Genomic DNA, 11,869 nt, shown 5'->3' on the forward strand with positions numbered 1-11,869 from the left:
GGCTATGCGATCACCCCCTGCGAACGCAACGAGTCCTGGCGCTCGCCATCTATCGCCAATTCAGCCAGCAACTCTCCCGTGTGTTCACCAAGGCGCGGCACGCGGCGTGCCGGCGGTTCGTAATCACCCATCAGGACCGGCAGCCTAGGGTGCCGCTTGGGCCCGGTCACTGGATCGTCAATCGGCACAAGTACGCCCCTGGCCGCGACCTGAGGACAGTCGTGAACCTCGGCGATCGTCTGCACCATGCCCGCCGGCTGCCCTGCCGAGATGAGGGCCTCACACGCCTCCCGCCGCGTCTTGTCCGATGCCCACTCCTCGAGTGCAGGGACGATCACCTCGTGCATGCGCTCAGAGCGTGCAAGGACGCTCCCAAGATCCTCACGCTGACCAAGATCCGGTCGTGCGATCGCGGCGCAGCAACGTCGCCACATCTCGTCGGTGGGAATGATCAGCGAAACGTACTCGCCATCCCCGCAACGGAACATGCCGACAGGGGTGAACGCATCAAGACCCCGGACCTGTGTTCGGCCCGTCCATTCCTGGATCATCAATGGGCGTTCGAGGAAGGCGACCGTTACGTCATACATTGCGGCGTCGAGCAGCTGGCCGCGTTTCGTTCGCTCGCGCTGATGGAGCGCAAGCAGGACGCCGAGCGCAGCATAGGTGCCGGTCATGAGATCGGTCGTTCCGGCGGGCGCAAGCATCGGCGGTCCGTCGCGTTCACCAATTAACGATGCCAGGCCGGACATTGCCTGGATCACCGGGTCGAAAGCGGGCCAATTGGAATACGGGCCCCGCTTATCCGATCGTCTGCCGAAACCGCTGATCGCGCAATAGATAAGCCGTGGGTTCCTCGCCGCGAGTACCTGATAGCCGAGCCCACATCGCTCCATCGTCCCCGGCCGCATGTTCTCCACGACGATGTCGGCGGTGTCCACGAGATCGAGAAACAGGTCATGCCCGTCCGGCTGCGTGAAGTCGATGGCTACGCTCTTCTTGTTCCGGTTGTATGAGACGAAGCCGCCGGATACTCCTTCGCCTTCGCGGTGGATCATGGGGTCATAGCTGCGGCGGGGGTCGCCGACGCCGGGACGCTCGACCTTGATAACCTCGGCACCGGCATCGGCAAGTATCTGCGTGCACCAAGGACCGGAGATGAAGTGCTCTACACCGAGAACACGGACGCCGGAGAGCGGCGCTGTGTCACTCAATTCTTCATTACGACGACACTAACCGAGGCGCCATCAGTCCCAGGAACCGTGCCGCCCTTGCAGTAGGCCAGCCCAACCTGGGCGCCGTCGACCTGACGCTGGCCAGCCTGCGATGTGAGTTGCCACGTCAATTCGCAGACCTGAGCTACTCCCGTCGCGCCTACGGGGTGACCGCGTGACAGGAGCCCACCGCTCGGATTGACCGGCAGTTCGCCCCCAATCCAAGTCCGCCCCTCTTCGACCCAGCGCCCGCCCTGGCCTGCCGGTATGAGTCCGAGGCCCTCGAGCCGGACGATCTCGGCGATCGTAAAGCAGTCATGCATCTCGACCACGTCGACGTCGGAAGGGTCGATCGCGGCCATCCCATACGCCTGCTCTCCGGCTCGGCGCGAGATGTCCTCCGCGTTGATGTCACCCGCACCAACTCGCAGTCGGCCACTGACCAGGGCGCAGCCGCTGACGCGAGGGCGCCGACCCATAATGCCCAGTTTTCGCAGCCCGGACCGGCTGGCGACGACCACCGCCGCCGCGCCGTCCCCGATGGGGCTGCAATCGAGCAAGCCCAGCGGCTCGCAGATCGGACGAGCCCCGAGAACCTGCTCAAGAGAGACCGGCTCCTGGTACTGAGCGTAGGGATTGTACTTCGCGTGGCGATGATTCTTCACGGAAACCATTGCGATTTGCTCACGAGTCGCGTCGTGGTCGAGGATGTAGCGCCGGGCGCTCATCGCGTGACCTGCGGTCATCACGTACCCCACGGCTGCATCCAGGTCGTTGGGATCGGGCGTCAGACCACCCTTGACCCGGTCCGACATCTTCTCCATCCCGACCACCAGCGCAATTTCGAACATTCCCGCTCCGATGGCCGTCCACGCCTCACGGAGCGCGGTCGCCCCGCTCGCGCAGTAGTTCTCGTGATTGCTCACCGGGATGCCCCCGACGCCCAGACGTACAGCCACGCGCTGCCCGGCAACCGGGCCACCGAAAACGTGTCCGAAGTAGACAGCCTCGATCTGGTCCGGGCGAACTCCTGAATCGGCCAGCGCCCGGCGTGCAGCGTCCTCGGCAAGGTCTTCAAGCAACAAGTCCTTGTACTTTCCGAAACGCACCATCCCGGCACCCGCTACGTAGCTTGCTCGCATCAGCTCAGCTCCTCCTTGAAGCTACACGCGGTTGCACCCGAAAGCGGAAGCCAACCGTTTCCGCACCCTCCGGACCATGCCCGAATGGCGTTAGCTCGAGATCACACTCCATGCCGATCTCATAGTCGTCGGGCTGAGCTCCCGTCAATTGACACATCACCCTGACCTGCTCGCGAAGGTCGACGTAGGCGAGGACGTATGGAACCGCGACACCGGGAGGAGCTTGGCGAACGACAGTGAAGCTGTACACCGTGCCTCGGGTGCTCAACTCCACCTCGTCCAGGCCGTCGCCTCTGCCACATGCCGGACAGAAGCGCTGCGGTGGAAAAGTCGTGTTGCCGCAACTCTGACACTGTGAACCGAGCAGTCGAGGCGGATCGAGGTTGATCATGCCCTCGCGCCACGGCCGCCGACTCATCTGCTGCGCACCTTCGTTGGTTCCAGATGGGCGAGCAGTGCCCTAACCCCGCCGTCAGGCAATATCTCAGCCGCCTCCATGATTGCTTCACCGCGCTCTTGCCCGGCCATCGTTGCGACCTTTTGCTCCAGCTCAGCCCGGCTCAGCGGGTTGCCTGGATAACCCTTGGCGTCGCCGGCCTCTCTGCGCAGGCGGTGCCCACCATGTAGCTCAAGCTCGACCCAGCCGCCCCAATGTTGGGGATAATCGGCATCGAGATGAACGTCTGGAACCAGATCGACCCGTTCGGCAAGCTTTGCGACTTCAGGGTCGCGCAGGTCGGCGACCAGATCGACCGGGGTCAGTCGGCCGCGCGAGAGGACTACCGCCACGCAAAAGGGTAGGCTGAACTGAGCGTCGGTGACGCTGGCGGGGTGCAACTTCGCTGCTCGCGGCTCGCCGATAATAGGCATACCGGTGGAGACAACCCCGACTCGGATGCGATCGACTTGCTCGCGGCGAAGGCCGCCCCGAACCAGCTCCAGCACCAAGCCCGCTGCCGGCTGAATGTAACCGCAGCACGCGAGGGGCTTGAATCCAGTCTGCCCAATTCGCAAAGGTTCACAACCGAGCCCATCCACCAGCCGTTCGGGATCGGCCTGAGGTGCATAAGCTTGATAGAAGCCGTGGCGCCCGCTGAAGACTGTTGACGGGCCGGGGACACCGGTGTCATTGAGAATCGCGGCCATCACGCCGTATGCTGCTGCGTTTCCTACCTGAACCGGTTTCGTCGGTGCACCGTCGTTCAGGTAACTCAGAGTGCCGCTGGCGCCTGTCGCGGCGAAACCCAACGCCCGCCGAAGCGTGGGCGCATCAGCGCCCCTAAGAAGGGCCGCCGCGCAAGCGGCTGCGAAGATGCCGCAGGTCGCGGTGGGGTGGAACCCGTCCGCGTAATGACGCGCCGGATCGACTGCTTCGCCGAGCCGAATTATCAACTCATAACCGGCGACGATCGCGGCCAAGGTTTGTTTGCCATCGGCACCGGAATGCTCGGCCGCCGCCAGTGCTGCGGGGATCACTACAGATCCGGGGTGGAGGGAAGCGGTCGGCACAAGATCGTCCATCTCGATCACGTGGCTCGCAATGGAATTCTGCCGGGCGGCCTCCGAGGCTGTGGATCGGAGCGGCGTCCCGATTATAGTGGCCCCGCCCTCGACCCATGGCGACAGCCGGCGGCAAGCCGCGGCCGTACTGTGATCGACACCACCCAACACGCAGCCAAGATGGTCGGCGACGAGTCGGAGCGCATGCTGCTGTAGGGCAGGGTCGACGTCGCTCCACCGAAAGTCGACCGCCCACTCACAGAACTTGCGGTCAGGGTCGCCCGCGTTCACTAAGGGGTAGTATACTCCGTCACAGCGCAGAATATCTGTGATATTACGCTCCCTGAAATCGATCAGGGTCTCGGCCCGTGTTATGGATGGATCGGTGCCAAGACAAGATCGGCATCCGCTGCTCGACAACATGTCGAGAGCGTCAGGAGGACTGCCGCAGTGGCGACCTACTGCCAGCTCAAGCGTCGGACATTGCCGCACGCCTTGAGTCAGTTCGGCTGGACCAGACCCACCAGTACCCCCTGCATTGAAGCGGGGTGGAGGAACACCCGGAAGCCGTCGCTGTCCTGCGACGGACGACGATTGACTAGGCGCAGGTTGTTGCGATCGGCTACGTCAATCGCGGCCCTTAAGTCCCTGACCGTGAGGCAAAGGTGGTGAAGGCCTGGCCCGCGCCTTTCCAGGTACCGAGAGATGGCGCCGGAACTGCCTTGCGCCTCAAGCAGCTCGAGCCGCTGGTCGCCAGCGGCGACGATGTTCGACCACGCGCTTTGGGCAGGCAGCTGTTCTCTTGTGCGAAGGTCAAAGCCGAACGCATGAAGCACGGCGAACATCGACGCCACATCTGCGACTGCGATCCCGACGTGCGCGGAACCTGTAACCAATGCATCATTCGCCACGATTGTCATCTCCTTCCACCAGCTGCCTGAGGAGCGGCTTCTGAATCTTTCCGGCCGGGGTCTTCGGGAACGAATCCATCACCACCACGCGCTCAGGCCAGAATTGAGTGGTCACGCGGCGGTCTGCCAGGAAGGAGGTAACGTCGCCGAGCCCGAGAGCACCACCATCCCGTAGGCGAACACACGCGACGGCACGTTCGCCAAGCCGAGAATCCGTCACTGGGATCAGCGCCACCTCCACTATCCGGGGATGCTCACCAAGCACTTCTTCGATCTCGCGGACCGGCAGCTTCTCGGCGCCACGGATGATGACGTCCTTAATGCGGCCGGTCAAACAGAGATAGCCGTCGGCGTCGACCCGACCCAGATCGCCAGTATGGAACCAGTCACCGGTGAAGTACTCGTCCGTTAACTCGGGACCTTGCAGATAGCCGGCGAACATGAAGGCCCCACGCACGTGAACGTGGCCCTCTATCCCTGCTGGTAGCACCCGGTCATCTTCGGCGACGATACGGATCGACATCTCCGGTTGCGGATTCCCATCGGTTTCGATGAGCTTGTCTCGTGGCGACTCGTTGTCGGTGGACGTCGCGTGACCGATTTCAGTCATGCCGAAGACCCTGCAGAGCGCCTGTGGAATTACATCAAGTGCGGACCTCGCGAGGTGCCGTGGAAGGTCCGCGCCCGAGCAGATGTATACACGGAGTGACGACAGCGCCTCCCGGGTGGCGCTCTGCGACCCTAGCATGTCGAAAAGGTGGGTCGGCGACCCGAGGCTATACGTGACACGATGCGACCGGACCAGCTCGACCATGAGGTCGGCGTCCCAGAAGTCCTGCATCACCAACCGTCCACCTGCCTCAAGCGCCAACCTGACACCGTAGAAGTAGCCGGCATTGTGTCCGACAGGGCTCGCGACGTGGAAAACGTCATGGGAGTCGAAGCCCTGGCGACGAACCGTCGAACGGACTGCGCAGACAGCGCTGTTGTGGCTGTGAAGGACCCCTTTGGGCTGCCCCGTAGTGCCAGACGTGAAGGCGAGTTCGCAAATCTCGGTGCCACCTCGCGGGCTGATCTTGTCGCGCTCCCACCTCGACCCAAGCTCGAGCAGCTCGTCCCACCAGACCGTACCCGACATCCTTGTGCCACCCACAACCACGATGTGCTTGAGGTCCGGTAGGTCCCGCAAGAGCTGCACAGCGCGTTCAGCGTGCGGCCAGCCGCGGAAGTTTGCCGGAACGACGAGGACACGTGCTCGCCCGACCTGGAGCATCTGCCGTAGCTCCCGTTCACGAAGGATGGTCGCGAGCGGATTCACGACGGCGCCGATTCGCTCGATCCCAAGGAATGTTGGGACAAACTCTCGCCAGTTCGGTAGCTGGACGGCGACGACATCCTGGCTACGAACGCCGAGCTCCCGTAGCCCATGCGCGACCCGCGTGCTGAGCCGCACAATATCCTCATATGAGTAAGATCCGGAGGCATCGTAGACGGCGCGCGCAGCAGGAGTACGGGTGGCGTGCCCGGCCACACTCTCGAAAAGTGTTCGACCCGTCCATGCACCGCTGGCTTCGTGCTTACGGATTCGTTCTGCCGTCAGCCGTGTCTCGAACATTTTATTAGCTACTCGTAGCGATCGGCGATCTGATTCACCGTAGGTAGCCCGTCCTGCAGCCCCTGGATGCACTTGTCATCGTGCCCAGGCAGAATCTGCATATCATATTGTTCGGCCATCCGCCGTATTTTCTGCGCGGACCTCGCCCACAACTCCTGATTCTGATTGAGAATGCTACCAACAAACGGCTTGCGATACGTATCGGCTAGATAGATCGCATCCGATGCCATCAGCACCCAGCCTTGGCGCTCGAGCCTCACCGCCACTCCCACCGTACCCCACGTGTGCCCAGGGATGCTGACCACCCAAACTCCCTTCATCACCTCAACGTCGCCGTAGACGGTCGTCGCCCGATCGGGGACCAGAAACCCCCAGTTAGCCCGCACGAAGCCCTGCTGGCTGGTGACGCCCCACAAGGTGACGTCATCATCACGGACAAGCGAGCCCTTCACGGTAACTGCGCCTCGCAGCTCGTCCTCATGGACGAGAATCTTCGAGCCCGCGTCCTTGAAGATCGGCGCGTTGCCGGCGTGGTCCGTGTGAAGGTGGCTCAGAACGACCCAGTCAAAGTTCTCGGGACTCCAGCCCTTCTGCTCCAGTCGCTGCACGAAGCTGCCGTCGGATCCGGAATCGTAGGCCATTGCACCGGCGTAAAATCCCTTCTTCCACTGTTTCTGAAACCCGGAGGAGACGCCCGTGTCCACGATCATTCGACCTTCGGGGTGCTCAATCACGTATGCGTATATCGGGTGGGTGAGCAATCTTCGATGGTTCTGGGTTCGCACGGCTGTAAGCATCTCGTCCGGGCTACCCGTAACGGCCAGTTCATAATCGAGTGTGGTGTGGCCGCACTCCAAGACCGTGATGCTGATGCTCATCGTTACTCCTTACGCAAGCGAGCGGGATGGCGGCTGCCGAATGACAAGTATCAACCGGGGCAACTGGCCGGTCCAAGACCCGACGAGAGCGACCGAAGCCAGGCGGCCTGAAGGCGGATACCATCGCGGATCGTAGTCCGCGGCCACCAGCCGGCTGCGCGATCGAGTCGCCCGACATCCATGCGTGGCCTCGAGTCTCGCCGCCCGATCCGGTCGGGTGCTTGCCTAACGACTGCCCCCGGGAACTGATTGAGAACCAGTCGAAGGATCGTTGACAGGCGTACAGACACCCCCGTGGACACATTGAATGTGCGGGCGCGGGGCCGGCGTAACAGTGCGAGACGGGCCACCGCCTCTGCGATGTCATTCGCATGTGTGTAATCGCGGGTGCGGCGGAGGTCAGAGGCCTCGATGACTCTACCCTCATGCGCCGCCAGGCACCAATCGTGGACATGCGACATGGCGATCCGGGCCCCGCTCGGCCGCTCCATTGGCCCGTACACATAGGTCGGTCTGGCCACTATCAAATCTAACCCGGTTCGCTCAGCAAGGCGCACTGCGACCCGCTCGCTGGCCGATTTTGTGATGCCGTACAGGGAGACTGGCGCATGCGGATCATCCTCGTTCAAGCGGGCAACCCCACAGCCCGCCCCGTAGACGCTGCCGGAGCTCACGTGGACGATGCGTCGAGGGCGGACGTGGGCCGCCCAGCGCATGACCTCCACGGTGCCGCCAACGTTTACTGCCACCGCCTCCGTTGCCCGCTCGACCTCCTCGTCGGTTCCAAGTGGCGTCAACGCCGCCGCGTGAATAAGCAGGTCGGGCCGACCAGCGCCAGCATGCCAGCCCGAGTCGCAAATGTCGCCCATCAGCGGAAGGACGCGTTCCACCGCCAGGTCGAGAAACCGCCGAGCCAGCCTAGTCGGTTCTGACCGGTCAACTGCAACGACGTCGAATCCCTCGTATGCGAGTCGGCGACAGATCGCCAGGCCTACGAAGCCAAAGCCCCCGGTGACGACAGCCAACATGTCGTTCAGAAACCCCGGGAATACTCCTCGGCATCAACTGATCCGTCCCATTCCGTGCCGCCGAGCGAGGCGGCGACGTGTTGGAACGTTGAATCTGGCGCCGCCCCGTGCCAGTGCCGTTCACCAGGGGAGGCCCAGACAACGTCACCAGGGCGCAGGGTGGCATGCGCGCCGTCGTCGTTGGCCACCCTACCCTCACCCGCTGTCACCATCAATAATTGGCCATTCGCGTGGCTATGCCAGTGCGTTCTGCCGCCAGGCTCGAAGAACACTGAAATAATGCGAGCGGCGCCCCCCTCACTCTCGAGCATCATCTGCTGCCATGCCGCGCCGGTGAAGGTGTCCGTCTTGCGCGAAGCTGGCCGGTCGTGTTCACATCCATCAGTCACTCGCATGCGCGAGAGTCTACATGCCCGGCAAGCTCAATCGCCTTCAGGCGCTGAACGGCGCCCCCCGTAAAGCTGGCGAAGCCGACCCTGGCAATCGAGCACGGCCGCAGCCATGCCATACGCGAGCTGTCGGTCCGAACTTTTGACATATCCGTTCCGAAAGTGACGTTTTTCTGGATTGAGGCTAAGGGCGTTCAGCTGCGGGGCTGGCAGAGCAACTCGGAGTGCGGGTGCTCAGACCGCCGCATCTCGCTCCAGCTCCGCAATCGCGTCGCGGCCCAGTCCCAGCTCGGTGAGTATCGCCCTGGTCTGGTCGCCAAGCCCCGGCACAGGCTTCATAGCCACGTCCGCGCCTTCCATGATCACCGGCGGCAGTAGGCTCCGTAGTGTGCCGACGGGTGATCCGACCTCACGCCAGCGCCCCCGCGACTCCAGCTGAGGGTGCTGAAGGAACTCCCGCACGTCGTTTAGCCTTGCAGTGGCGATCTGAGCCGTCTCTAGCCGGTCCATGATTGCGCTCGCGGTCATCTGACGGAAGGAAGCGACGATTGCGGCGTCGAGGTCGTCTCGGTTGGCCACTCGCGCATGGTTGGATGCGAAGCGCGCATCGTTTGCCAGCTCGCTCCGGTCCAAGACAGACTCGCAGAAGTGCCTCCACTCCCTTTCGTTCTGAATGCCTATGAAAACGGTCTTCTCGTCAGCCGTCGGGAAGGGGCCGTAGGGGGCAATTGTGGCGTGGTTGGCACCCGTCCGAGGCGGTTGCCTACCGCTGTAGGCGGTGAAGTAGGCGGGATAGCCCATCCATTCGGCCAGGGCGTCGAACATGGAAACCTTCAGGCTTGCGCCCCGGCCCGTCCGCTCCCGCTGATACAGAGCTGTCAGGATGCCGGTGTAGGCGTACATGCCAGCGGCGATGTCGGCAATTGAGATGCCGACTTTGGACGGTACCTCGGAGGTGCCAGTAATTGAGACCAGGCCGGTTTCGCACTGTACGAGAAGGTCGTAGGCCTTTCTGTTTCGGTATGGGCCTTCATCGCCGTAACCAGATATCGCGCATGCGACGAGCCTCGGGTGCTTCGCCAGAAGTTGCTCGGCCCCGAGCCCCAAACGCTCAGCGGCGCCCGGGGCGAGGTTCTGGACAAACACATCGGCCCGGGCGATCAGCTGTTTCAGGATCGCAAGCGAGGCCTGGTGCTTCAGGTCGAGGGTGATCGACTCCTTGGAGCGATTCGTCCAGACGAAGTGGCTGGCCAGGCCCATGACGGTGGTGTCGTAGCCGCGGGCGAAGTCCCCGGATCGCGGCCGCTCGACCTTGATCACACGCGCTCCCAGGTCCGCCAGTTGCCGGGTGGCGAACGGGGCCGCGATGGCCTGCTCCAGGGACACAACGGTGAGGCCGTCGAGGGGGAACATCAGTATGAACGGGGCAGGCGCGTGACGTGCTCTCCGATGCCGGCCGCGATGGGGTTCCTCGATAGCAGCGCCACCGAGAAGAGCCTCGTCTCCCGGACCTTGCGCTCCATCTGATAGGCGGACTCGAAACTATATTCGCCGTGTGTCTGCATGGCCAGATTGGCGCTCAACCGCGAGCAGCAACGCTATGTTGGCCTGTGCGCGCAGGGTTGCCGGCGGTCGAACAGATCGGCCGCCGCCGTCCGCATCAGCCGCGCCGCTCCACGCCAACGTGCGTCCGATGGTGGGGAACTTGATGCCCTAGTTCTACCCAATTGGTCGCCCAAAGACCTCGCGCTCCTGTGGCCGACCCACGGCCGGCTACACGAAGCAGGTCCATCCCGCATGCACTCGGAGGCGATCAGAATGCGCTCCGCGTTCATGCTGTCCAGGACTTACCGAAGCGCTTGCCTTCCTCGCCAACGAGACCGCTCGCCGGGATTTTGAGTTCTAGGAACCGCAGCTCATGGGTCCAGTTGTTGATCCTCATTTGGATCGGTATTACTGTGAGGGCCGCCTCCAATGGGTTTCGAGGTAAGCTCGTTCTTTCTCCAGCGGCGCCCAGTAATCCTCGGGAAAACTGCGGAAAAGGTCGCGCGCGGCCCGGCTCGTTCTCATGTTTCTTTCTCACTGAGGTGCTAGACGTGGGATCGTCGGCGCACGACCTTGCTTGTAGACCATTAGCGCGCGCTTGAAGGTAATCACGATCGTCCGGTCCTGGTTGAAGCCGGTGGTCCTGACTGTGACGATGCCAACGTTGTCACGCGTCTTTGAGTCCCGTTTGTCCAACACCTCCGACTGGGAATAGACGGTGTCTCCCTCGAAGACTGGGTTGGGCAGCTTCACCTCGTCCCATCCCAGGTTCGCCATCACGTTCTGGGATATGTCCGTAACGCTCTGCCCCGTGGCCAAGGCCAAGGTGAAGGTGGAGTCGACTAAGGGCTTGCGAAACTCCGTCTGAGCGGCGTAGTGGTGATCGAAATGGATGGGAGCCGTATTCTGCGTCAGCAAGGTAAACCAGATGTTGTCAGTAGTCGTGACCGTTCGTCCCAACGGGTGAGGATAGATGTCTCCTACCTGGAAGTCCTCGAAGAAGCGCCCCCGCCAGCCCTCTTTAACAGCCATCATGCGCTCTCCTTAGTTCGGGGTGGCTCCAAGCTGCACAGGGAGGCAGCTGTTCGGTCGGCCGTGGTCGCCCGGGCACGGCAGCCGGCTCCTACCGTATCTGTTATGGATGGTAGCAGGTCCGCAGGGCCGTGAAATGGGTGCCTCCCTGTCCTGCAATTAGTCTGTGATGATCCATAGACGTGGTGGGCGTGCGGAGGTCATCAGCATCTTTGGTCGGGCGCAGGGCCTTCTCCGGATACCCGTCATCCGCCGGAAGCGCGACACTGGGCCGTCTGCGCTCACCAGAAATTGTCCGCCCTATAGCCTCTTACTACAGCCATTACTACAGCCAAACTGGCAGGACATGGCTGTAGTAGGCGGTACGGGATGGGCGAAGGAGTGGACTTCCCAATACGGAATGGGACTAAAGAGGAGGCAAGAGACGCCCCTTGGCCCGACTCTTAATCCCAAGGTTCAGGGTGCAAGTCCCTTAACCACGCTGGGTTCGATGGAGGCTTCATTCTTTGGGAGGATGTAGCCCATGCCAGCATCGAACCAGCAGACGTCGAAGCAGGGATCGGGACACCGGCACCCGCCTGAGCTCCGGGAGCGGGCAGTGAGGATGGTTGAAGA

The 11,869-nt window shown here is 62.6% G+C and carries 12 protein-coding genes; all 12 read right to left on the reverse strand.

Going from position 1 to position 11,869, the window contains the following annotated elements:
• Positions 1-2 precede the first annotated feature (2 nt).
• A complete protein-coding gene (locus tag JF886_RS05470; protein WP_337310374.1) occupies positions 3-1,214 on the reverse strand; it encodes a CaiB/BaiF CoA transferase family protein in 1,212 nt (403 codons plus the stop codon).
• Positions 1,211-2,356, reverse strand: coding sequence for a thiolase family protein (locus JF886_RS05475; RefSeq protein ID WP_337310376.1), 1,146 nt, complete (start codon positions 2,354-2,356; stop codon positions 1,211-1,213). Before JF886_RS05475 ends, JF886_RS05470 begins: the two co-directional genes overlap by 4 nt.
• A 4-nt stretch (positions 2,357-2,360) precedes the next feature.
• Positions 2,361-2,774, reverse strand: coding sequence for a Zn-ribbon domain-containing OB-fold protein (locus JF886_RS16775; protein WP_338180793.1), 414 nt, complete (start codon positions 2,772-2,774; stop codon positions 2,361-2,363).
• Complete coding sequence (locus JF886_RS05480; protein WP_337310378.1) at positions 2,771-4,147, reverse strand: MmgE/PrpD family protein; 1,377 nt, start codon at positions 4,145-4,147, stop codon at positions 2,771-2,773. The genes JF886_RS16775 and JF886_RS05480 overlap by 4 nt, the downstream gene beginning before the upstream one ends.
• 209 nt (positions 4,148-4,356) lie before the next feature.
• Positions 4,357-4,776 carry a VOC family protein gene (locus JF886_RS05485; protein WP_337310380.1) on the reverse strand — a complete coding sequence of 140 codons (420 nt, stop codon included), beginning with the start codon at positions 4,774-4,776 and terminating at the stop codon, positions 4,357-4,359.
• The gene (locus JF886_RS05490) at positions 4,757-6,382 is read right to left on the reverse strand and encodes an AMP-binding protein (protein WP_337310382.1); all 1,626 of its coding nucleotides are present in this window, start codon (positions 6,380-6,382) and stop codon (positions 4,757-4,759) included. The genes JF886_RS05485 and JF886_RS05490 overlap by 20 nt, the downstream gene beginning before the upstream one ends.
• A gap of 8 nt (positions 6,383-6,390) precedes the next feature.
• Positions 6,391-7,260: an N-acyl homoserine lactonase family protein gene (locus JF886_RS05495; protein WP_337310384.1), complete on the reverse strand. Its 870-nt coding sequence runs from the start codon at positions 7,258-7,260 to the stop codon at positions 6,391-6,393.
• 50 nt (positions 7,261-7,310) lie between these two features.
• A complete protein-coding gene (locus JF886_RS16780) occupies positions 7,311-8,288 on the reverse strand; it encodes an NAD-dependent epimerase/dehydratase family protein (RefSeq protein ID WP_338180801.1) in 978 nt (325 codons plus the stop codon).
• 5 nt (positions 8,289-8,293) lie between these two features.
• Positions 8,294-8,683 (reverse strand): cupin domain-containing protein, encoded by a 390-nt coding sequence (locus JF886_RS05500; protein ID WP_337310386.1) that lies wholly within the window; start codon positions 8,681-8,683, stop codon positions 8,294-8,296.
• 228 nt (positions 8,684-8,911) lie between these two features.
• A complete protein-coding gene (locus JF886_RS05505; protein ID WP_337310388.1) occupies positions 8,912-10,090 on the reverse strand; it encodes a CaiB/BaiF CoA transferase family protein in 1,179 nt (392 codons plus the stop codon).
• Complete coding sequence (locus tag JF886_RS05510; protein ID WP_337310390.1) at positions 10,090-10,242, reverse strand: hypothetical protein; 153 nt, start codon at positions 10,240-10,242, stop codon at positions 10,090-10,092. The genes JF886_RS05505 and JF886_RS05510 overlap by 1 nt, the downstream gene beginning before the upstream one ends.
• 514 nt (positions 10,243-10,756) lie before the next feature.
• Positions 10,757-11,254 carry a MaoC family dehydratase gene (locus JF886_RS05515; protein ID WP_337310392.1) on the reverse strand — a complete coding sequence of 166 codons (498 nt, stop codon included), beginning with the start codon at positions 11,252-11,254 and terminating at the stop codon, positions 10,757-10,759.
• Positions 11,255-11,869: the final 615 nt, after the last annotated feature.

It is taken from the genome of Candidatus Aeolococcus gillhamiae, from assembly GCF_016464765.1.
Taxonomy (GTDB): domain Bacteria; phylum Chloroflexota; class Dormibacteria; order Aeolococcales; family Aeolococcaceae; genus Aeolococcus; species Aeolococcus gillhamiae.